The 22,699-nt window shown below is 63.3% G+C and carries 12 protein-coding genes and 1 tRNA gene; 9 read left to right on the top strand and 4 right to left on the bottom strand.

Annotated features, from left to right (window positions below; all coding sequences use genetic code 11):
• The first annotated feature begins 36 nt into the window (after positions 1-36).
• From Pan44_RS14145 to Pan44_RS14110, 8 genes are all read left to right on the top strand, one after another.
• Complete coding sequence (locus tag Pan44_RS14145; RefSeq protein ID WP_145030682.1) at positions 37-8,031, top strand: hypothetical protein; 7,995 nt, start codon at positions 37-39, stop codon at positions 8,029-8,031.
• 465 nt (positions 8,032-8,496) lie between these two features.
• Positions 8,497-8,826 carry a hypothetical protein gene (locus tag Pan44_RS14140; protein ID WP_145030681.1) on the top strand — a complete coding sequence of 110 codons (330 nt, stop codon included), beginning with the start codon at positions 8,497-8,499 and terminating at the stop codon, positions 8,824-8,826.
• A gap of 375 nt (positions 8,827-9,201) precedes the next feature.
• A complete protein-coding gene (locus Pan44_RS14135) occupies positions 9,202-10,893 on the top strand; it encodes a GspE/PulE family protein (RefSeq protein WP_145030680.1) in 1,692 nt (563 codons plus the stop codon).
• Between the two features lie 153 nt (positions 10,894-11,046).
• Complete coding sequence (locus Pan44_RS14130) at positions 11,047-12,168, top strand: type IV pilus twitching motility protein PilT (RefSeq protein ID WP_145030679.1); 1,122 nt, start codon at positions 11,047-11,049, stop codon at positions 12,166-12,168.
• A 234-nt stretch (positions 12,169-12,402) separates the two neighbouring features.
• Positions 12,403-14,112, top strand: coding sequence for a GspE/PulE family protein (locus Pan44_RS14125; protein ID WP_145030678.1), 1,710 nt, complete (start codon positions 12,403-12,405; stop codon positions 14,110-14,112).
• Positions 14,113-14,216: 104 nt separating this feature from the next.
• The gene (locus Pan44_RS14120) at positions 14,217-15,476 is read left to right on the top strand and encodes a type II secretion system F family protein (RefSeq protein ID WP_145030677.1); all 1,260 of its coding nucleotides are present in this window, start codon (positions 14,217-14,219) and stop codon (positions 15,474-15,476) included.
• A 127-nt stretch (positions 15,477-15,603) separates the two neighbouring features.
• Positions 15,604-15,677, top strand: a tRNA-Asp gene (locus Pan44_RS14115).
• A gap of 331 nt (positions 15,678-16,008) precedes the next feature.
• Positions 16,009-17,835: an SLC13 family permease gene (locus tag Pan44_RS14110; protein ID WP_145030676.1), complete on the top strand. Its 1,827-nt coding sequence runs from the start codon at positions 16,009-16,011 to the stop codon at positions 17,833-17,835.
• Between the two features lie 29 nt (positions 17,836-17,864).
• Here the strand turns inward: Pan44_RS14110 and Pan44_RS14105 are convergent, their stop codons facing one another.
• The 3 genes from Pan44_RS14105 to Pan44_RS14095 all read right to left on the bottom strand — a co-directional run bounded on the left by Pan44_RS14105 (position 17,865) and on the right by Pan44_RS14095 (position 20,486).
• Complete coding sequence (locus tag Pan44_RS14105; RefSeq protein WP_145030675.1) at positions 17,865-18,407, bottom strand: GNAT family N-acetyltransferase; 543 nt, start codon at positions 18,405-18,407, stop codon at positions 17,865-17,867.
• A complete protein-coding gene (locus Pan44_RS14100) occupies positions 18,404-19,459 on the bottom strand; it encodes a ComEC/Rec2 family competence protein (protein WP_231754047.1) in 1,056 nt (351 codons plus the stop codon). Before Pan44_RS14100 ends, Pan44_RS14105 begins: the two co-directional genes overlap by 4 nt.
• 484 nt (positions 19,460-19,943) lie before the next feature.
• Positions 19,944-20,486, bottom strand: a complete 543-nt coding sequence (locus Pan44_RS14095; protein ID WP_145030674.1) for a hypothetical protein — start codon at positions 20,484-20,486, stop codon at positions 19,944-19,946.
• Positions 20,487-20,967: 481 nt separating this feature from the next.
• Between Pan44_RS14095 and Pan44_RS14090 the strand changes: the two genes are divergently transcribed.
• Positions 20,968-21,207 carry a hypothetical protein gene (locus tag Pan44_RS14090; protein ID WP_145030673.1) on the top strand — a complete coding sequence of 80 codons (240 nt, stop codon included), beginning with the start codon at positions 20,968-20,970 and terminating at the stop codon, positions 21,205-21,207.
• A 21-nt stretch (positions 21,208-21,228) separates the two neighbouring features.
• Here the strand turns inward: Pan44_RS14090 and Pan44_RS14085 are convergent, their stop codons facing one another.
• Complete coding sequence (locus Pan44_RS14085) at positions 21,229-22,677, bottom strand: sigma-54-dependent transcriptional regulator (protein ID WP_145030672.1); 1,449 nt, start codon at positions 22,675-22,677, stop codon at positions 21,229-21,231.
• Positions 22,678-22,699: the final 22 nt, after the last annotated feature.

Below are 22,699 nucleotides of genomic sequence, written 5' to 3'. Positions count from 1 at the left end.
CAGCGAAGCAGGCCACTCGGAACGGGAGACAAAACCATGACTCACTGCCAACCCAAACCAGGATCCATCGCGTTCGCCGCCTTCATGGTGACGATCGTCCTGGCGTGCTTCTCGGCCCATGCGGACGATCCGGTCCCCGGATCGAATCAGATCCTCCGGCGGTATATCCCGGCGTCGCGGCTGGATGCCGTCGCCGGAAAAGACACCCCGGGCGTGCTGCTGCCGATCTCGGAATTCGAGGGCCTGTTGAAAGACGCGGCCGCGAGGGCAGGTGATACGGGACCGCGTCCACAAGGCGCCGCCCTGCTGCGCGCCGACTATGCGCTGCGGATTCAGGAAGAACGACTGCTGGCGACGTGCCGGATCACACTGAGGGCGTTCGACACGACCTGGCGGACGCTGCGGCTGCCGATGACCGGGTTTTCGGTCCTCGATGCGAAATTTGATGGCGACGGCGCGCCTCCGGTGCTGGCGCGGAACGCTGAAAAGCCCGATGAACTCCGCCTGCTGCTGTCGGAGGCCGGGACGAAGACCCTTATGCTGGAACTGTCGACGCCGCTCCGCGCCGCCGGCGGTGATTCGGCCGCGGCGTTTCACCTCGTCAACGCCCCGCTCGGCGAGATGTCGCTCGTCGTTCCTCCGAAGAAACAGCTACGGCTCGATGGCATCCTGCTGCAGCGACCGGCCGACGATGCGCAGCCCGCGGAGTACAAAGTCGCGATCGGCGGGCGACCGGAAGCTCGCCTCGTGATCACCGACCGCAAGGAAATCGATCGCACGGACGCCATGACCTTTGCGAGCACGGCGTTCGGGGTCGTGGCTGCTCCCGGCGAAGCGACCTGGACGGCCCGCACGCAGCTGAGCGTCTTCGGCAGGCCACTCGACAAACTCGAATGCGAGGTCCCGTCATCGCTCGAAATCACGGACGTCGAGTCGCAGGGGCTGGAAGCCTGGCAACTGAACGATGGCGCTCCCGGGCGAACGCGCATCTCATTGACGTGGAGGCAGCCGTTTGACGGCGTGCGGGCCATTACGTTTCAAGGCGTTTTCTCGCCGGACCGCGATAGCCGCTGGCATGTGCCAGGCCTGATCCTGCACAGCGTCTCGTCGCATACGGGCACGCTCTTGCTCGACCACCCGGAAGGCGTCCGCCTGCAGGTGGTGCAGGCCACGGGGGTCCGCCCCGTCGCCAGTGAGGACGGGCAGGCCAGGCCTTCGGAAAGTCGGTACGAGATCTGGAAGGAAGACTTCACGCTCGATTTCATTCCCGCGGCAAAGGAACGCGAAGTTCAAGCGGCCATGTCGACGCTCGTCAGCTTCAATGCGCAGGGCGCCGACCTGATGTCGACGATCGACCTGGAGACACGGTTTGCCCCGTTGTTCGAAGCGGACATCCTGCTTCCCGCGGCGTGGCAGATTCTCGAGGCGACGAGCAACGGCGAACGGGCGAAGTGGCAGTTGATTCCGGAGGAAGCGGGACGCAACCGCCTGCGGATTACGCTCGAGACGCCACTGGAGCCGGGAGACAACGGCACGCTGCGGGTCCTGGCGCATTTCGAACCGGAAGGCTGGCCCGTCGCGGCGACGCCCGTCCGGATCGCGCTGCCGGAAGTCAGACTGCCCCAGGCTGGTGTTGTCGAAGCTCTCTACGGAGTGACGGCCGACAGCGACCTCGAGGTGATTCCGCTCGACGTGACCGGGCTCATTCCGGCCCGTCAGTCGGACGTCGACACGCTGAACCGGCAGTTGGCCTCCTTCAACCAGACCGTCCGGCTGGGGTTCACGTACCAGGATACGGTCTTCCAGGGACAACTCGAGATCCGGAGACTTCCTCCGCGCATGACGGCCACATGCGTCACGCTGACACGGATCGATGCTGAGGAAATCGCCTCACATGTCGAGGCACAGCTGGCGATCACCGGCGGCGGAGTGCGCGAGCTGACGGTTCTGCTCCCGGAATTCGTGGGCCGCGACCTGAGGTTCAACATCACCTACTTCCAGCCGCGGCCTCTGTTCGGCGTGACGGGGGTCGAGGGAATGCTTCCTCAACAACAGGCCGTCCAGTTCCTGCCGCCGTTGCCCATCATTCTCGAACAGAAAGCCGGCGCCGCGGCGAACGCGACGATTCCCTGGACGATCAAGCTCGACCGCTATGCCCTCGGCAATTTCGTGTTGCAGGCGGAACTGTCGCAGCCCCGTCCCCCGGCGGCCGCCGGGCAGGTGCAGCAATGGACTGTCCCTGCCCTGACGATCGTCGGCGCCGATCAGGAATCGGGGGCGATCGGAATCGAAGCGGCCGACGACCAGCATGTGCAGGCGGCGGCGCAGGACTCTGCCGGGCAACCGCTGGAAGCCGTCGACCCGATTGACTTTCCTCCGGCCCACGTGCGACCACGCGAGCAGCTGGTCGCGGCATACGCATATGAACGGCCCGGCTGGTCGGCGACGGTTTCTGAAGAACGCCTGAACCGGATCGCGATGCCAACCGCAGTCATTCATAAGCTCGCGCTCGGTTCAATCGTCGGGCGAGACGGCGTCAAACAGGTCCAGGCAGACGCAACGCTGAGCGCCGTGGGAATTCAAAGCCTGGTGGTCCGCCTGCCGGAAGGGAACGTGTTGTGGGGAGCGCTGATTGACGGCGTTCCCGTGCAGGTCCACAAGTCAGGCGATGCGCTGTCGCTCCCAATTTCGCCGGTGCAGCCGCCCAGCCGCGCCCGTGAGGTCCGTCTCATCTACACGCCAGTAACCACTTCCGCCGGGGTGCGGTCGAAACTCTCAGGATTCGCGATCGAAGAGGCCCCCCCGCGATTTCTCGTCATCACGGGACAGGGAACCGAACAGCCCCTCACGGTGCTGTCCTCGCAGTGGACGGTTCACCATTCGAACGACCTCGACCTGGTCGATACGGGCGGCGTTTTTCATCCTGAAACGCCGCTTGAACGCGACAGTCTGCTGCATCGCCTGCTGGCATTGTTCCGGATGCCTGCAGAGGGTGAGGCGATCTGGCGTGTCGCCGTGCTGGCCGGCGTGGGACTGGGCTTGTGGCTGCTGGCGATGACCGGTCGCCGGGTTTCCCGGAGTCTGTTGGGCTGCTTACTGGTGCTGATTGCCCTGCCAATCGCTCTGGTCACTCTGCTCATGCTCGGTTCACCGATGCGCGAAGCTGCCCGGCGAAGTGGCAGCGTCACGATGTCCGCTCCTGCGGCCGCTCAAGGTGTCCCCGGCGCAGAGGCTCCCCAGGAGGACCTGTCTCCGCAATTCTTCGACATGGACGCGGATCGAGGGTTGCGTTCTGAACTCAAAGCGGGCCAGCCGACGACGGCCCCTCACTTCACTGAAGGCGAAACCGCGATTCAGCGCGGCATCGAAAAGAACATCACGTCGAACCAGTCCCAACAGGTATCCCAGCCTGCCGAACCGGGAGGCGCCTCTGCCCAGGGTCAGGCCGCGCCAAATGTCAGCCTTGGGCTGAACGACAGAATCCAAAGGCCGGAATCGTCACAGCCGGCCAAGGAGGAGGTCGCGGGACGACGGATCATCTCGCGCGGCGAAGGCCTCTTGTCAGTCACGTTTGGATTGCAGCCGCCGACGGGATCGCGGTCGGCCGTGCTCAATTCAACGTCGGACGATCCGGGCCGGGGACTCTCCCTCCGCTTCATGGATCGAAAGACCCGGAACCTGTGGACGAGCCTCGCCGCCTTCGCCGTCATGGTGATCGGCTGGTGGCTGAGGAAATCGAGCATGCTGACCCGGCTGCAGTTCCTGCTGTTCGCTCTCTTGGGACCGATCTCCGTCCGCTGGCTGGTCCCGCTCTCCTGGCTCCCGCTCAGCGACGGAATCTGGCTCGGCGGAGTCGCGACGGCCGGACTCTGGCTCCTGCGGTGCATCGTGATCGGAATCTGTGAGTGCCCCTGTATCACGCGATCGTGCAAGCCGGGGAACTCGATTCCGGTGGTGATCGCCCTGCTGACGATCCTGGGCGCGGCATCCGTAGGGTACGCTCAACCACCGGCCTCTCCGCCGGCCACTCCCAAGCCACAGGCGGCCGCCAGAAAGATGCCGCTGCCCAAACCGGCTGCTGCTCCCGACAGCGTTTTCGTCCCCTACGACAATCCGCGGGATCCGCTCTCGGCCAAAAGTGTGTTCGTCCCCCAGGAACTGTTCCTCAAACTCTGGCGGGCCGCTCATCCTGAAGACCTGCCGCCGACGAATCCGCCAGTCGAAGGAACCGTTTCGGCCGCGTCCTTCGTCGTCGACCTCACCACGCTGCCCGCCGATGCCGCGAAAGACGGTCGCCCGGCCGCACTGGCTGCGCCCGTTCACGCGCGACTGGTTCTGAAGAACCTCACAGGGAAGCCCATCCGCCTGCCGCTGCCGATCAGCGGCGTCGCCATTCGCGCGGCCACCCTCGATGGTTCTCCAGCCATCCTGGAAACTCGCAACGACAAATCGCTCATTGTCACCGCGCCCGGCGCCGCGACTTCGGTGCTCGATATCGAATTCGAGGTTACCGTCGAACAGAACGGCCCTGCAGGCACAATCCACTGGGAAAACGCCCCGCTGCCAGCCGGTCTTCTGACGCTCAAATTTCCGGCGACGGAACCCGCTGTTGAACTCCGCGCCGGGGGAAGCAAAGTCTCCGCAACGGCGCCGGCCGCGGAAGGCTCGATCGCATTCGAACTCCCGATCGACCGTGGCGGCGAACAGAATCTGCGATGGCAACCGGCCGCCGGACGATCCGGGGGCGACTCGCCCGTTCAGGTTCAGGCGGTCACGTCGGCAACTCTGGATGACACCGGTCTGAAGCTCCGAAGCCAGTACACCGCGAAGGTCAGCCAGGCGGGTGTGACCGAACTGACGCTCGCCTTCCCTGGAGCAATGAGTCTGGTCCGGGTCGAAGGACAGAGCATCGGCGGCTGGCGTGTGGAGGGAGAGAATGCCGCCCGCAAGCTGGTCGTCTACTTCTCGCGAAAGATCGAAACGCAGACAGCCTTCACCGTCGAGACGTTCCAGGCGATGTCGATCGATGAACACCAGGTCGCCGTCACCGTCCTGCCGCCTCAGCCCGAGGGCGTTTCGCGGGAAGCGGGCGAGATCGGAGTCTACGTCGCCAGCCAGTTCGCGGCGCGTCCCGGAACCGTCACGGGGCTGCTCCAGCAGGATGTCAGCCGATTCAAGCAGCCCCAGTCGGAGGCTGCGACGCCGACGAATCCCCTGCAACTGGCGTATCGCTACTCGGCCCGCCCGATTGCGCTGGAACTCCTGGTCCAGCGACGACAGGCCGAGACGAGGGCCGATCTGCACCACGGAATTTACCTCACCCAGCGGAAGCTGCGGGTGTCGACTCGTGCCGTCGTCCACATCGCCGGCGCTCCGCGTTCCACGATCAGCTTTTCACTCCCTGCAGGTTACCTGCTGCTCGATGCCAGCGGCCCGGCCCTCGCGGATTACTCGACGAACGAGGGAGACGCCGGGAAGAAGATCCTGACGGTCGAGCTCGACAAACCCCGAACGGGCGATGTTGAGCTGCTGCTTGATGGCTCCATCGCGCGGCGGCCTGAAGAGCCCTCCGCCGCACTGGCCGTCCCACGGCTGCCGGACGTCAGCAAGGTCGACTCGCAGCTGGGAGTCTGGGTCGAAGACCTGTACGTCGCCACCGCGGACGCTCTCGGCGACTGGAAGAATGCCGACCCCAATTCGCTCGATGGAACGCTGCGCGGGCTCAGGCCGACGGCCATGCAGTTCGGCTTCCGCAGCGCCGCCACGGAACCTCAGCCGGTAACGATCGGACTTCGGGCGCAGGCGGCAGAGCTTTCCGCAGATGTGCTGTCGCTGATCGCCGTTTCAAATGCATCAGTCGACTACGGCTTCACGATGCAGTGGAAGATCACGCGCGCGGCGACAGACACCTTCTCGTTAACGACCCCCGGCTGGCTTCGTGGAAAACTCGACTTCGCCGGCGCCGGCATTCGGCAGGTGCTTTCCGCCGATCTGCCGGGAGACCGCGTGAAATGGACCGTGTCGCTGACCGACCCGGTGAGGGACAGCTACCTGCTGACCGCCGCTGCCTCGCTGCCGTCCCCCGCGGATGGTCGAGTCCTTGCTCCGGACATCACGTTCGAAAGCGGAGGAACCGGCGGAGCGGCGACCCGGCTTGAAGCACAGCGGCATTTTGCCGTGGTGGTCAACCTGTCGCGGAGGCCCCTGGCCCTCGAAGACGCAACGGCCGTTGAAACCGTTCGGCGGGAGGCGCTGCCCCTCAAGGTTCCCGACCAGTTGGCGCGGCAGGCGATGAACATCGTCCAGGTCCTGCCGGGACGGACTGCGTCCTGGCTGGCCCGTCGCGTGGGTGAAACCGCCTCGCTCCAGGCGACGATCACCGGGGCCAGACTGGAGACCGTCGTCGAGGTGGACGGCTCATGGCGAACGCAGGCCACCTACACACTGCGTAATCGCGGACGCCAGTTCCTGCCGGTCGACCTGTCGGCCGTCAAAAACGTCCGGGTGTTGTCCATTCTCGTGAAAGGCCAGCCGGCACGCGCGCTCGAAAGCAAGGTCGCCGGCAAAGCACTGCACCTCGTTCCCCTGCCCCCCTCCAGCGCGGCCGACCTCTCCTACGACGTCGTCCTGATGCTGGCTGGGAAGCTCTCCAGCGGGCTGCCGAAGGCGACTTCACTCTCCTCGACGACCCTGGAACTCCCCGCCCCGCACATCACGACGCCGATCGAATCGCCCCAGTTCGGGATGTCGGTCGCCCAGACCGCCTGGGTCGTCCGCCTGCCGGACGGGATGACTGCGGAAGTGGACGACGCGGGCAACCTGACGCCCCACCAGGCGGCCGAATGGGAGCTGCTCGCGGATGCCCAGCAGCTCAGTCAGTGGGAAGCCGACGTGTCAGAGATGGTGCGGATCGTGAAGGGCTCCGAATCGTCCGACCAGCGAAAGTTCCAGGCGTGGTTCAACCTGCGTCAACTGTCGACAAACATCGAGAACTACCAGGAAAAACTTCTGGCCGACTCGGAGCGTGCGGAATTCGAACTTGGCGAAAAAGGACTCGAGATTTCCCGCTCGAATAGCACCCGCAATGGAGTGCTCAGGGCGAAAGTCGCCGAGCAGCTGCAATTGAACCTGACGGACCGGCCAGCCAACGATCAGCCAAATCAACCGGCAACAGCGACGCCGGTTCCGCAACTTCAGGGTTCACTCGACCTGAACGCGAATCTCAACGCGCCGCAGTCGGGCAACGGTCGCGCCTACATCATGGATAACTCGCGGGCGATCATCAGCTCCAACGGCATGCCCGTCGAAGCATGGAACGACAGCGTGTCGACGGAGTTCGGCTTTACAACTCCGAAGTCGGATCTCGCGAAAGACCAGAAAGCGTCGGATGAGGCGGCAGCGAAAACGCCGTCGCGATCCGGACTGAAACGCAAGCTGGCCGAACAACAGCAATCGAGCGAATTCGCCGATCACTTCAGCCTCAGTCAGAAGCAGACGCAGTCCCCATTTGGCGGCATCGGCGGAGGCGGCATGGGAGGAATGGGCGGCGGCATGCTCGGGCCGGCCGGAGCCGATCAATCCGGCGGAAATCGCGGCATGTTCGGGAGGGAGGTCATGGCCGGAACGTCGATCGCGTTCGGAACCAATCCGGTCAGCCTCCCCCCTTGGACCGGCGCCGGCCTGTCGCTGGCAATGACCCTGCCGGCGGTGGATGACGACTCGCTGGCCTTCTCGAAAGTCGGCGGCGATCCGAAGCTCGTCCTGAAGACTCGCTCGAAAGAGGCCCGGCGCGGGGCCTGGGGACTCGCAGAGGTCGTCGCAGCCGTGCTGATCGGCGTGCTGCTGCTGTCGGCCGCCGGAACTCCGGCCGCGTTCGCGAGGATGATGGCCATTCTCCTGGCGATCGCGGGAGCGGCCGGCTTCCTCCTGCTCGGTGGGACCGGCAGCTGGCTTGGACTGGGGCTGTTCTTCGCGGCCCTGGGCACGCTGTTGCTGAGCCATCGGGATGGCCAACCGGCCGCGGGCATGTGAGAGGCCGCAGCACGCCGCGGCCCTTTGCGCCGGCTTGACGAACATGTTCAGCCGGCTGAACGCGCGGGCCAGCCCGTGGCTGCCGCAGCAGTGAATTCCCCGGGCCAGCACAGTCCGGGATCGACTTCTCCAAGAATCGTCGGCGTCTTCACTTAGAACGACTGGCGACCTGTCGATTGCTGCAGCCGGAGGTTTCGGATGACGCGGCGCCGCGGCCTGCGGCACACGCCCTGCGATTGCTGAGTCCGTCGGCCATCTTCTTCCGGACGGTCATCCGAAAGTTGTCGCCGGTTCGCCTTCTGGAGCGAACGCACCCTCGCTTGGTCGCGAGTGCGCACAACGCAATTGCAGTTCATCGCCCGTCGCGCCCGAGACCCCACTGCGGAGGTCCGACGCGGACGGTTCGAAGAGCGGCGACGGCGGGTCTATTGGTCTCACATGTCTCACGAATGCAGGGAGTCTGGAATGTTGAAGTCTCTTCTCCAGGACGACGCGGGATTCATCGTCTCCGCCGAACTCGTCCTCATCTCGACCATTGTCGTGGTCGGTCTCGTCGTTGGCCTTTCCGAGGTTCAGCACGCCATCAACTCCGAGCTGAATGACGTCGCAGACGCCATCGGAAGCCTGAATCAGAGCTACAGCTACTCGGGCATGTCGGTCTGCAAGCCGGGCGGCTGCGGCGCCGAAGTCGCGGGATCGTGCTTCCTCGACACGACTGACGACTGCGATAACAACCAGTGCGACATGTCGTGCGACCGCCCGGTCCACGAAGCCCCCAAGGGCCACAAGATCTGATCTGACGCCATCCGTTTTCTGGAAACACTGAGTTCCAGACCCGCCGGCCCTGGCCGGGCCCTGTGCCCGGCCAGGGCGTTGTTTCATTCGGGGGGCGAAAATGCGGATTCGACCGACTGGCGCGGAGGCCCCGGTTTGAAGGTCACGACTGGGATGTCCGGGAGGTCGCCCCGAAGGAATCGCCGGCATTCGGTGTCGCGACTCGTCAAGACGGGGCGATGAATCGTGGAAGGTGCTTGCTTTATCCGAGTCGCTCTGCACCGTAGACTGCGATGACACCCGTCTCGCCGGATGGATTTCCGGCGTCCCATCCTGCGATTCGGCTGATCACGTCTCCCACAACGTCTGAGTCTGCCCCACCGAGGACCTGCGTCGATGCAGAACTGGCTTGAGCAGTTCGTAGAGGACGGCACCATCAGTGCCGACCAGCTCGCCGAAGCGGAAGAAATGGCGTCCAGCATGGGAATCGCGCCCGAAGAGGCGCTGGTCCGGCTGGAATACGTCTCCGAGGCGCAGATCGGGCAGGCCAAGGCCCTTGTCTACGGATACGAGTTCGTCGACCTGACGGACTTCGAGATCCCGCATTCTGTGATCGAAATGGTTCCCGAATCGGTGGCGCGCGAAAACAGCGTCGTGCCGATTGAATTCTCGAACGACAAGCTCGCCGTCGCGGTCGTCGACCCGATGAACTTTGAAGTCGTCGAAAAACTGCGGTTCATCCTGAACCGCGACGTCGACATGAAGATGGCTTCCAAGGAGTCGATCCTCGAAGCGATCAACCGCCACTATGGCCAGAGCGAAACCGAGTCGGTCGACTCCATGCTGATGGAGTTCACCGAAACGGCGATCGATTTCACCGAAACGGAGCTCGGCCAGGCGCAGAAAGACGCCGAGGCCGAAGAGAGCGCTCCGATCGTGCGGCTGGTGAACCTGATCATCACCGAAGCCGTGAACATGCGGGCAAGCGATATCCATATCGAGCCCTTCGAGGATCGCGTCCGTATCCGCTACCGCATCGACGGAGTGCTGATCGAACGCGACAGCCCGCCCAAGCGACTGCTCTCCGCTTTGATCTCGCGTCTGAAGATCATGGGACGGATCGACATCGCCGAGAAGCGGCGTCCGCAGGACGGACGCATCAAGACCCGCGTCGGAGGCCGCGATTTCGACCTCCGCGTGAGCATCCTGCCGACGAACCATGGCCAGGCGATGGTCATGCGTATTCTCGACCGCGATAACATCAAGGTCGGTATCCGCAACCTCGGCTTCAGCGAAGACAACTACCGCAAGTTCCAGAACATCATCCGCCGTCCGAACGGCATCTTCCTCGTCACCGGACCGACAGGATCTGGCAAGACGACGACGCTCTACTCCGCCCTCGGGGAACTCAACCGGCCGGACCGGAAGATCATCACGGCGGAAGACCCCGTCGAATACTACCTGCCCGGGATCAACCAGGTGGAAGTGAAGTCGTCGATCGGCCTCAACTTCCAGCGCATCATTCGCGCGATGCTTCGCCAGGCCCCCAACGTCATTCTCGTGGGAGAAATCCGCGACGCCGAAACGGCCGAAATGGCAATCCAGGCGTCGCTGACGGGACACCTGGTGTTCAGCACGCTCCATACGAACGACGCCCCCAGCTCGATCACCCGACTGATCGACATGGGCGTGCAGCCGTTCCTCGTCGCCTCATCGGTCATGGCCGTGATGGCCCAGCGACTCGTGCGGGTGATCTGTGCCAAGTGCGTCGAGAACTATCGCCCGGACGTGACGGAACTCAAGGAGTTCGACATCTCCGAGGAGCAGCTGGCGAATGCCATCTTCCGGCGCGGCAAGGGATGCAACAATTGCTCGCATACCGGATACCGGGGCCGCAAGGCCGTGTTCGAGCTGATGATGATGAACAGCACGATCCGGGAAATGACTTTCCGCAGCGAACCCGCGCAGAACATTCGCCGGCAGGCGAGGCTGTTCGGCATGAAGACGCTCGCGGAGGATGCGCTCGACAAGGCACTGCAGGGAATCACGACGCTGTCGGAAGCGTATTCGCTCCGCTCCGGCGATTGACGGAAACCGATAGGCAGTTGGTGAACCACCAGATCACCGGAAGCAGAACGTACAGCGAAGAAGAGTCCACACGGAGTCCGAGCCCGGCCCTGAACCCTGCCGGCTTCGTGTCCTGAGGGTGAATTTCACTACGTAAACTGTAAGAAGCACAGCATGGCGTTTATCCAGATCGACAAGCTGCTGGAGACGGTCGTCCGCGAAAAGGCGAGCGACCTTCATATCACGACTGGCCAGCCCCCGGTCGTGCGGGCCGGCGGCCACATGGTGAAGCTGGAAACCAAGTCGCTCGAAGCCGAGGACACGGTTTCGCTGATGAAGTCCATCACGCCGGAGCGCAACCAGCAGGAACTCCAGGAAACAGGAGGAACCGACTTCGGATTCGCCTTCGGCGACAAGGCCCGCTTCCGCGTGGCCGTGTTCAAACAGCGCGGCCACATCGGGCTGGTGCTCCGGCGAATTCCGAACGAGTTCCTGACGTTCGAACAGCTCGGCCTGCCGCCCGTGATCGGCGAGCTGATCATGCGCCCCCGCGGACTGCTGCTCGTGACCGGGCCGACCGGCTCCGGCAAAACCACCTCCCTGGCGTCGATGATCAACTACATCAACGACACGGTCGATCACCACATCATCACGCTCGAAGACCCGATCGAGTACTACCACAAGCACAAGCGGTCGACGATCAACCAGCGTGAAATCGGCGTGGACGTCCCCAGCTTCCCGGAAGCGCTGCGGCGAGCCCTGCGTATGGACCCCGACGTCATCCTCGTCGGTGAAATGCGAGACCTCGAAACGATCTCCGCGGCCATCACCGCGGCCGAAACCGGTCACGTCGTGTTCGGAACGCTACATACTTCCAGCGCGCAGGGAACGGTCGACCGTATTATCGACGTCTTTCCGACCAACCAGCAGGAGCAGATCCGAACGCAGCTTTCGACCTCGATCATCGGGATCCTGTCGCAGGCGCTGCTGGCGCGCATTCCGAAGGGCATGGTGGCCGCCTACGAAATGCTCGTCGTCACGCCGGCCATCGCCAACCTGATCCGCGAGGCCAAGACCTACCGAATCACTTCGTCCATCCAGACCGGACGTAAGTTCGGAATGCAGCTGCTCGACGACGCCCTGTTCGACCTGTGGCGAAAAGGACTGTGCGAAGAAAAATCGGTGATGATGAAGTCGAACAATCCGGGCGAACTCAAGGCCCGGATCACGAACGCCAAGAAAGGCGTCTACGACGAAAACGCGGAAGACGAAGAGGACGAAGATGATGACGAATGAGGTGAGCTGCGAGGCCGCCTGACACGCTGGAGATTGCGTAACGTCAGGCGGTGGAATGCCGGGTGGCTTCCTCGGGAAGGTCCGATGAATTCCCGCCGGTGCATTCTCGCCAGCCCTTTCCGGGCTGGTTAAACTCGAAGAGCACCTCGTTTTGCCCTGTGCCGCGGTTCCGCGGCAATCCCACTATCCCCTCCCGATCCGCGGCCCCTCCCCCGCGGCACTTCGAGACGCCAAATGGCACAGCGCAGGCTCGGACAGATTCTCGTCGACCTCGGCTACCTCAATGAGGACCAGCTGTGGGATCTGATTGAAGAGCAGAAGCAGTCTGCGGGCGAAGTGATCGGCCAGGTCGCCATCCGGATGGGGCTCGTCACCCAGGACCAGGTGACGGAAGCGCTCGCCGAGCAGTTCGGCATGCCGGTCGTGAATCTGGAAGAGACCAACATCCCGCCCAAGGTGCTGGAGCTGGTCCCGGAGACGATGGCGACTCTCTACAAGATCATGCCCATCTCCCTGAAGGACAATGTCCTGACAGTGGCGATGGCCGATCCCCAGAACGTCGCCGCTCTGGACGACCTGAGAAACTTCCTCGGATACGACGTGCGCGGTGCGGTCTCAACCCCCGCGGCCGTCGAGGCCAGCATTGGCCGCCACTACGCGTCCAAGGAAGACAGCCTCGAAGACCTGATGGGTGTGCTGCAGGACCTTGAAATCGGCAAGGCGCAGGTCAACCGGGCCATCGACATCGGCGGCGAAGACGAGCTCTCGGAAACGCAGCCGATCCGCAAGCTGCTCAACATGGTGCTGCTCCTGGCGATCAAGGACCAGGCGTCGGACATCCACCTCGAGCCGTTCGAAGACGAATTCAAGATCCGCGTTCGCGCGGACGGCGTGCTGTACGAGATGGTGCCGCCGCCGCGGCACCTGGCGAACGCAATCGTCAGCCGCGTGAAGATCATGTCGGATCTCGACATCGCCGAGCGGCGGCTCCCGCAGGACGGTCGAATCGAACTCAACGTCGGCGGCAACCCCGTCGACCTTCGGGTGAGCGTCCTGCCGACGATGTTCGGCGAAGCGGTGGTCATGCGGGTGCTCGACCGAACGGTCGTGCAGCTCGACCTCAACAAGATCGGTATGGATCCGGCGACGCTGGACCGTTTCCGACACATGATCCGCTCGCCGCACGGCATCGTGCTGGTGACCGGGCCGACCGGTTCGGGCAAGACGACGACGCTCTACTCCGCGCTCAATGAGCTGAATGATCTCGAAACGAAGATCATCACGACGGAGGATCCGATCGAATACGACATCGACGGCATCATCCAGGTGCCGGTGAATCACGAAATCGACGTGACGTTCGCGAACGTGCTCCGGGCCATCCTCCGGCACGATCCCGACACCATCCTCGTCGGCGAGATCCGAGACTACGAAACGGCGGAAATCGCCATCCAGAGCGCCCTCACAGGGCACCTCGTCTTCAGCACTCTGCACACGAACGACGCCCCCTCGGCCATCACCCGCCTGCGGGATATGGGGGTTCCGCCGTTCCTGATCACCGCAACGGTCGAAGGGATTCTGGCGCAGCGGCTGGTGCGTAAGATCTGCGTCGAATGCCGGACCCAGTTCGATCCGTCCGACGAGCTTCTGATGGAGCTTCAGTTGCCAGTGGCCCAGGCCCGGAAATACAAGTTCTACTACGGGAAGGGCTGTGCCCGATGTAACAACTCGGGTTACAAGGGACGCATGGGAATTTACGAGTTGATGGCGGTGAACGACGATGTCCGCGATATGATTACGTCGGACGCGTCGGTCGATGAGTTGCGTAACCTCGCCCGAACCCAGGGAATGACCACGCTGCGCGAGGCGGGTCTGAAACTGATTTTTGACGGCCACACCACGATTGATGAGATTGTCCGCGAAACTGTCATGGAGGATCTCGATTAGGTCTCAGGCCCCTTGGAGGGTGAAAACCCTCCGGGAAGTGACCAGCTTCGAGTCGCCATGCCGTTCGAAGCGCAATCGTCGAGTTCCGCGTCTGGAGTCTGCTGATGCCTGAATATCAGTACGAGGCAATGGATTCACGAGGCCTTGAAGTCAAGGACGTGATCAACGCGGCGTCCGAGGCGGAAGCCCAGACGAAGATCCGCGAACAGGGCTATTTCGTCACGAAGATCGCCGAAAAAGGGCGCAAGAAGAAGGACAAGGAAAAGACAAAGGCGGATGCCAAGAAGCCCGCCCAGGCCAAACGCAAGAAAGGGACGTTCAGCTTCGGCGGCGTCAAAGCCAAGCATCTCACGACCTTCACCCGGCAGCTTTCGACACTGCAGGACGCCGGCCTGCCCATTCTGCGGTCGCTCCGCATCCTAGAAGGCCAGTCCAAGCCCGGACCGCTCAAGAACTCGCTGATGGGCGTCATCGAAGACGTCGAATCGGGAAACACCCTGTCGGAAGCCATGGCCAAGCAGCCCAAGGCGTTCGACAACCTCTACGTGAACATGGTCAAGGCCGGCGAGGCCGGCGGTGCCCTGGAAATCATTCTCCAGCGCCTGGCCGAGTTCAAGGAAAAGAGCCAGAGTCTAAAGCGCAAGGTGAAGGGCGCGATGGTTTACCCCGTCGCGGTCATCACCGTGGCGACGTGTATCGTCGGCTTCATCATGTACTGGATCATTCCGAAGTTCAAAGAAATCTTTAACGACTTCGGCGTGGAGCTTCCGGCGATCACCAAAGTGCTGATCGACATGTCGGACTGGGTGGTGAACTACTGGTTCCTCATCCCGACGATCCCGGTCGCCTTCGTCCTGCTCTTCAAGATCATCAGAAAAAATCGAACCGGCGCGTACATCATCGATCGAATCGCGCTGAAGATACCAATCATCGGGCAGATCATTTCCAAATCGACCGTCGCCCGAACCTGCCGGACTCTCGGGACTTTGATCGCTTCCGGCGTGCCCATTCTCGAAGCCCTCGGCATCGCGAGAGATACGGCCGGAAACGAAGTGTTCCGGAACGCGTTCGACCACATCATCTCCGCGATTCGCGAGGGTGAAGCGATGGCCGTTCCGCTGAAGGAAGCCCGCATCGTCGACGACCTCGTCGTGAACATGGTCGACGTCGGTGAAGAGACCGGTGCGCTCGACAACATGCTTTACAAGGTGGCCGACGTCTACGACGAAGAAGTCGGCATGCTGGTGGAAGGCCTCGTCAACCTGCTCGAGCCGCTGATGGTGGTGGTCCTGGGTTTGATCGTCGGCTTCATCGTCATCGCCCTGTTCATGCCGCTGGTGAAGCTGCTGAACGAACTGTCATAAACTTCCCGAAAAGTGCCGAAAGCCCGGTGGGACCACCCTCCGGGCTTTTTTTGCGAACTTGCACCCGGAAAAGGGTGTCGGGTTCAATTGACCCGACCCGATGATGGAGTAAGATTCCGCTTCGGACGGGGCCGTAGCTCAATTGGTTAGAGTACCGGACTGTCGATCCGGGGGTTGCGGGTTCAAGTCCCGTCGGCCTCGCTTTCCTGCCCGAAAGGGCGGGAGACGACCTACCCGTTCCGAATTGCCGCAAAGTTTCTGAGCGGCACGGACCTCGAACAAAACAGCCGGGAGATTTCTCCCGGCTGTTTTTCTTTTCCACAGGCCGTTTGCTCCTCGATCAGAGCCCGGACTGCCTCCTGCCTCGCTCTCGCCCCGGGCTTCGTCCCCGGTGGCATCCCTGATCTTCATCCTCGATCAGCAAACTCTCTCCCCGCCGACTCCACCGGCCCGTTTTTGTTGGGCGGACTGGACTTGGAATGTCGATTCACTACCCTGCCGCAATCTATTACCATTTAAGTGGACATTACCTATGGTCTGGGAAGCGTGGTTCGTCATCGCCGTGGTCGCAGCGATGTTGATCGCGCTGGCGAAAGAAGTCGCGCCGCCCGACCTTCTCGTCCTCCTGGCTCTGCTGGTCATCGTCGCTGTCGGCGAAGTGCAGAGCGCCCAGGCGCCGGTTCCGGCTCCCGGAGTCGAAGCGCCCCCCCTGCGATTGCCGACGGCCACCCAGGCGATCGCAGAGTTCGGCAACGTCGGCCTGATTACCGTCGGCGCGCTGTTCGTGGTCGTCGCCGGCCTCATGCAGACGGGAGCGACGACGATCCTGACGGAGCCCCTGCTCGGGAGGCCGAAAACGCTTCTCTCAGCCCAGCTCCGCCTGCTTCTCCCTGTCTCGGTGGCGAGCGCGTTCCTCAACAATACGCCGATCGTCGCGATGTTCATGCCGGTCGTGACCGACATCTGCAAGCGGGCCAACCTGAGCCCGTCGAAGCTCTTCCTGCCGATGGCCTACTCCGCCACGCTCGGCGGCGTGTGCACGATCATCGGAACCAGCACGAACATCGTTGTGAACGATCGGCTGCCGGCCGCGATGAAATTCGGGCTCTTCGACATCACCTGGGTGGGCCTGCCGTGCGCAGCCGCGGGCGTCGCCTACCTGATGATCTTCAGCCGCAAACTTCTGCCCGACCGGCGACCGGCGATCAGCCTGTCCGACGATCCCCGCCAGTACACAGTCGGCATGATCGTGCAGGAAGGAGGCCCGCTGGTCGGCCGCACCGTCGAAGAAGCTGGCCTGCGTCATCTGCCGGGGCTCTTCCTGGTGGAGATCGAACGGGCGGGTGAAGTCATCCCGGCCGTCGGACCGCAGGCAAAACTGCACCAGAACGATCACCTGGTGTTCGTGGGCATCGTGGAGTCGGTCGTCGACCTCCGGAAAACGCGGGGGCTTCTGCCGGCAACCGACCAGATGTTCAAGCTCGATGCGCCGACGACACAGCGCCGCCTGATCGAGGCCGTCGTCTCAGGCCGCTGCCCGCTCGTCGGCAAAACGATCCGTGAAGGACGATTCCGCTCGACATACAACGCCGCGGTTCTCGCCGTGGCACGCGACGGCCAGCGAATCGCCGGAAAGATCGGCGACATCGTTCTTGAAACCGGCGATACGCTGCTGCTGGAAGCTCACACCGACTTCGTCGCCCAGCAGCGGAATTCCAACGACTTCTACCTCGTCAGCCATGTCGAGAACTCCGCGCCTCCCCGTCACGACCGGGCCCGAATCGCGCTCATCACGCTCTTAGCGATGGTCGCCATCGCCGCCTTCGGTGACGGGAAATACATGCTTCCCGCGGCGCTCGGCGCCGCGGTCATCATGGTGCTGGCGAAGTGCTGCACGTCGGCCGAGGCCCGCGAAAGCATCGACCTGTCCGTGCTCATCACGATCGCCGCGTCGCTCGGCATCGGACGGGCGCTGGAGACCAGCGGTGCGGCCGACGCCATCGCCCAGAGCCTGATTGGCCTGGCGGGCGAGAGTCCGTGGGTGCAATTGGGAATCGTCTACTTCCTGACACTCGTGCTGACTGAGCTCATCACGAATAACACGGCCGCTGTGCTGATGCTGCCGCTGACACTTTCAACGGTTCAGCAGCTCGGCGTCAGCTACAAGCCGTTCGTGATCGCGGTGATGATGGCCGCATCGTGCGGCTTCGCGACGCCGTTCGGGTACCAGACCAACCTGATGGTCTACGGTCCCGGCGGATACAAGTTCGCGGACTATCTCCGGATCGGGATTCCGCTCGACATCATCATGATGATCGTGTGCATTGCCATCGCGCCGTTTGTGTTCCCGTTCCACTGATTCCCGCCCGGAATCCAACGGAAACCCGATCAACCGTCGCGGACCGGGACGAGGTTTCGGTAGTAGAACGTCGTGCTGCAAAGCCCGCCGTGCGGATCGAGGGCGAACCCGGGAATGTCGCCGGCACGTTTCCAGCCGAGCCGCTCGTACAGGCGCGAGGCGGCGCTCCCGGTGACGGTGTCGAGCACCATCAGGGTTCGGCCCAGCTCGGCGGAAGCGCCTTCGGCGGTCTGCATGAGCGCGGCCGCCACTCCCATCCGCCGCGCACGGGGATGAACCATCAACTTGGCGACGTCGACGCGGTGCGGCTGGTTCTCTGGAAGGTTCAGGATGACCTGAACGGTCCCGATGATTCCATCACCGTCCTCGGCAACGAACAGGAGGCGTCCTCCTGAATGCACGCCATCCGTCACACCACGCCAGAAGGCGAGGGCCTTCTCTCCCGGGATCGGAAGCATGAAGCTGATCGAGGCGCCATTGCGAACGCACTCGATCAGTAGTTCGGCCAGGCCACGGATGTCGGCCTCGCCCGGATGCACTACGCGGCGAATCTGCACTCCCGGTAAGCTCATTTGTCTGCGGGACCGCGCGTTTCAAACGACTCCTTCGGACCGTCTTCTCCCACCTGCACCGTGTAAGACTTGCCGTCCGGAGCGACGGAGGCCTTGATCCAGCGTCCGGCGCAGTTGACGGTCGGCTCGGTGTTGGCGATGCGCGACGGCTTCGCCTGCAGATCCTCCGCGAGCTTGATGTTGCGGTGCAGTTGGAACGCGGCCTTCAGCGATTTCACGCCGGCGATGGTCTTCAGAGTCTGCTCGCCGCCCCCCTTGGTCGGTCCGTTGCACATGACCGTGACGACGGGATCGATGGCGTGGACGAGGGTCGGGTTGTTGCTCACATCCAGTCCGTGGTGGGTCACCATGAACAGGTCGACTTTCCCAACGGGATTCCTGGGAGTGACGAGCTGGGCCTCCACGTTCCAGGTGAGGTCGCCGCAGGTGAAGAACCGGAAGTCGCCGAATGTCCAGAGCGTGCTGAGCGAGGCCGCGTTGTCGGAGGGGTCGTCGGCCTGGGGCTGGTTGGCAGCGGCGAACGGGTTGGGCTCGCCCGAATTGGGGACCACCTCGCGGCTGCCGGTCATGACTTTCACCGTCAGAGGCGTCCCGGCGGTCGGGAACGTGAACTCGTCGCCTGCCTTAAGGCGTTTCGAGGCGTTCTGCGTAGCAGCACGGTAGGCGGTGATCCGTTCGAGGAACTGCTTGTCTTCCTGGAGGTCATCCGGGATGCCCCGATCCCAGAAGTTGCGGATCGGGATGTTCGCGGCCAGGACGGCGTGATTGCCGTAGTGATCGAGGTGCCAGTGGCTGACGACGGCGTGGTCGATGTGGTCGAGCCGGGCGACCTGGCGGACAACGTGCAGGATGCGATCGAGGTCGCGGTTCTGATAGCCCGGGTAACCCGAGTCGATGAGCACGGACTCGCCGCCGGGGGTGACCAGAAGCGTCGAGGCCCCGCCTTCCACGTCGATGAAGTAGAGATCGAAACGTCCGTCACCCTGCCCGGCCGATACCGACGAGGCGCCAATGACGAGAACCATCAGGAAAGCCGCGAACACACGAAGCATGGCAGGTCCGTCGTGAGAAGCAGGCGGCGCGGAAGCGCCCGTCGCTTCACTGGCCGTGAAGCCATTGTGCGATCGCGATGCGTTGCCGACAACGCAAACCGCCTGGTCCCCGAAGTCTCGCGCCTTGAAAGTTCGATCGGGCGACGTAACGGCGAGGTGAGCGAGGAAGGCGCGATGACCTGTGTGCTGTTCTGGAGGCCCACGCTCCCCTGGAACGCCCGGCCGGGACCGACGCAGCCCACCTGACAGTTTCTATTTCGTGGCAAAGGACCAGCCCTGGCGAATTGGTGCGTGGAACGGAATCTTTCTGATCGTGTTCATTGTTCCCTCCATTCTTCGTGAGGAGTTGCGCGCATTCTGGCGCGGAGGGTTTCGACGTCGAAGGCGGGACGGACCGGCGTGTGACCAACGAAAAATGCCCGCGTCGCGCGTGCGACGTGGGCATTCGAGTGCGATGGACTCCGCGGTTCCCGGGCGGGTGCTCTCAGGTGACGTCCGAAATGGCGTTCATCGAGGCATCAGACTCGACAGGCCGGCCGATGCCCTGTGCGGGGATCAGCTTTCCGGGGTCGACAACCATGACGAAGCGACCGCCGCTGAGAAACGACAGTTCGTCTTCGCGCTTGGTCCAGCGGGCGTCAATGACCATGAGCACTGGGTCGCCAAACACGTCGAACTCAGCAACAACGAAACGCGTCGTCAGCGGCCGATCGTGCCTGAGGCCGATCCCCTGCCCGGAGAGGTCATGGGTGACGGCGGCAACGCGTTCCCCGGTGACGACAAGCTGGTCGTCGACGATCCGGACAGGGATCAGGTCGACCGGCATGCAGAGCACCCTGCGGGGTTCCTCCCGGCGCTCGTCGGGACACTGCAACTGCCGCTTGCGGAGTTCCCGACGGGCTTCGTCGGAGGCCAGGCCGCAGACCAGTTCATAACTGCGATGGATCGTCCAGACCGCGTCGCTGATCTGGCAGGCCGTCGGTGATTGCCAGTCGTTCTTGTGCGGGGCAGATTTGGGAATGGACATGACTCTCCGTACGGTCAGAACGTGAACAGAAGTGCTGACGGTCATCCGGAGATCGCCGTCAGAACCGCTCCCTTCATGCGGTCTGACAAATCTAGGTCCGGCTTCAGGTGAAAAATGAGATGCGCCGTCGGATGACTTCGATGCCGTGGTCTGTTGCCGCCTCGCCGCAACTCAAGCCGCCAAAAGGGGACACGGCGACTCGTGGGGTGTTCCCGGAAAGCCACGCCCGGCGGGAGGATCGTAGCCGCGTTACGTCGCAAGGGGTCGGAATGATGCCGGTTGGCAACACTGTGCGGCCGCCAGTTCCGTTAAATCAGGAGCGACCGGTCCCTGCGGCGTTTTCCTCAAAGACGGCGTCGAGTTTACGCCGATGAAGGAGAAGTGCACGAACAGTCGGCTCACCTCCCGGGGTGGGCCGGCGACTCTTCCGCGTCCGGGGGCGGGCGCGGGGGTGCACATCTTCGTGGAGGGGGTCGGACGGATGCGACGCATCGCACGAACGCTGATGATCTGCGCGGGCGTGGCGACCGCCGGCTGCCAATGCTGCGGCTGTACGGAACCGATCGCGGATCTGGCCGACAAAGTGAGCTCGCGCGAATGCGAGGGGGAGATCTTCTACAGCCCCGGGCTGGACCTGACGCGGATCGGGCGTCGAGACTGGTGCCAATGCGGCATCAATCACTGGCTGTGCCCATGCCGGTGCGATCAATACTGCCCGTAAGGGTGCCAGTCCGGACCGTCATCAGTTCTCGTCGATCGAGACGTTCGTATCGACCGAGATGTTGAACGCGGCGATCCGGTCGCGCACCTTGCCGCGTGTGATGCCGAGAATCTCGGCCGCCCGCGACTGGTTGCCGCCCGTCTCGCGGAGCACGCGGGTGAACAGGAAACGCTCCATCACCTCGACGGCCTCGGCATAGAGATCGGTGGAATTGGAGCCCAGCCGCCGCTCGACGAAGGCCTTGAGGTCGATCTCCGGCTGACCGTCGGCAGCGAGGCCGACTTCGCGTCCTGTGGTGACCCCGTGGACCTCGGGAGGGAGGAACTCGGGGACGATCACGGGGCCGGTGGCCTTGAGAACCGATTGCCGGACGATGCTCTGCAGTTCGCGAACGTTGCCCGGCCAGTCGTAGGCGATCAGAAGTTCCAGAGCTTCGGGAGAGATCCCCTCGATCTCGGGCTTGCTGAGTTCGCGGCTGGCCGCCGTCAGGAAATGCCTGAGGAGGAGTGGAACGTCTTCGCGGCGGTCCTTGAGTGACGGCAGGAAGATGGTGACGCCGTTGAGCCGGTAGAAAAGGTCGGCGCGGAAGCTGCCGGCCTCGACCATTTCTTCGAGATTGCGGTTCGTCGCAGCGATGAGACGCACGTTGGTCTGGATCGTCTCATTGCCGCCGACCCGTTCGAAACGCTGTTCCTGGAGCAGGCGGAGGACCTTGCCCTGCACGAGCGGCGACATGTCACCGACTTCGTCGAGGAACAGCGTTCCGCCGTTGCACTGCTCGAACTTTCCGATGCGCCGGCGATCGGCGCCCGTAAAAGAGCCCTTTTCATGCCCGAACAGCTCGCTTTCAAGGAGCGTGTCGGGGAGTGCGGCACAGTTCACCGCCATGATGGGCGCTTCGCGGCGATCGCTGTGCTGATACAGGGCGCGGGCAACCAGTTCCTTGCCGGCCCCGCTTTCGCCGCGAATCAGGACCGTGACGTTCTGCCGCGCCACACGTCCGACCGACTTGAAGACCTCCAGCATCTCGGCACTGCGGCCGACAAACAGATCGCCGGAAGACTCCTCGCCCGCTGAAACGGGGAGGGCCACCGGCACACTCATCATGCGACGGGTTTCAAGAGCCTTGTTGACGAGAGTGCGGAGTTGGGCCACATCGAGCGGCTTGGCGACGTAGTCGTAGGCGCCGAGCTGCATGGCCTGGATCGCGGTTTCGCTACCAGCGCCGGCCGTGATGAAGATCACCGGAAGGCGGCGGTCGACCTCCTGGATCTGGTGAAACACATCGAGCCCGGAGGTCCCCGGGAGCATGATGTCGAGGAGAACAACATCGGGATGGGCCGAGCGAACGAGGCTGAGCCCCTCCTCGGCCGTGCGCGTGGTGACGACGGAGATGGACGTCTCCGCGAGAGCCCGCTCCACCAGATGGGTTACCGTACGATCGTCGTCAACAACAAGCACAGTCGGCATGTACAGGCATCTCGATGCGCAC

Origin of the sequence: Caulifigura coniformis (assembly GCF_007745175.1) — a bacterium.
In the GTDB taxonomy this organism is placed as follows: Bacteria; Planctomycetota; Planctomycetia; order Planctomycetales; family Planctomycetaceae; genus Caulifigura; species Caulifigura coniformis.
Note: the sequence above shows the minus strand (reverse complement) of the source record. Positions and strands in the feature narration are given on the sequence as shown.

What these genes read in the sequence shown, in the direction of transcription:
- Pan44_RS14145 (WP_145030682.1), top strand. Translation starts at nt 37, where the DNA reads ATGACTCACTGCCAACCCAAACCAGGATCCATCGCGTTCGCCGCCTTC.
- Pan44_RS14135 (WP_145030680.1), top strand. Translation starts at nt 9,202, where the DNA reads ATGCAGAACTGGCTTGAGCAGTTCGTAGAGGACGGCACCATCAGTGCC.
- Pan44_RS14125 (WP_145030678.1), top strand. Translation starts at nt 12,403, where the DNA reads ATGGCACAGCGCAGGCTCGGACAGATTCTCGTCGACCTCGGCTACCTC.
- Pan44_RS14130 (WP_145030679.1), top strand. Translation starts at nt 11,047, where the DNA reads ATGGCGTTTATCCAGATCGACAAGCTGCTGGAGACGGTCGTCCGCGAA.
- Pan44_RS14120 (WP_145030677.1), top strand. Translation starts at nt 14,217, where the DNA reads ATGCCTGAATATCAGTACGAGGCAATGGATTCACGAGGCCTTGAAGTC.
- Pan44_RS14095 (WP_145030674.1), bottom strand. Translation starts at nt 20,486, where the DNA reads ATGTCCATTCCCAAATCTGCCCCGCACAAGAACGACTGGCAATCACCG.
- Pan44_RS14085 (WP_145030672.1), bottom strand. Translation starts at nt 22,677, where the DNA reads ATGCCGACTGTGCTTGTTGTTGACGACGATCGTACGGTAACCCATCTG.
- Pan44_RS14100 (WP_231754047.1), bottom strand. Translation starts at nt 19,459, where the DNA reads ATGCTTCGTGTGTTCGCGGCTTTCCTGATGGTTCTCGTCATTGGCGCC.
- Pan44_RS14090 (WP_145030673.1), top strand. Translation starts at nt 20,968, where the DNA reads ATGCGACGCATCGCACGAACGCTGATGATCTGCGCGGGCGTGGCGACC.
- Pan44_RS14140 (WP_145030681.1), top strand. Translation starts at nt 8,497, where the DNA reads ATGTTGAAGTCTCTTCTCCAGGACGACGCGGGATTCATCGTCTCCGCC.
- Pan44_RS14105 (WP_145030675.1), bottom strand. Translation starts at nt 18,407, where the DNA reads ATGAGCTTACCGGGAGTGCAGATTCGCCGCGTAGTGCATCCGGGCGAG.
- Pan44_RS14110 (WP_145030676.1), top strand. Translation starts at nt 16,009, where the DNA reads ATGGTCTGGGAAGCGTGGTTCGTCATCGCCGTGGTCGCAGCGATGTTG.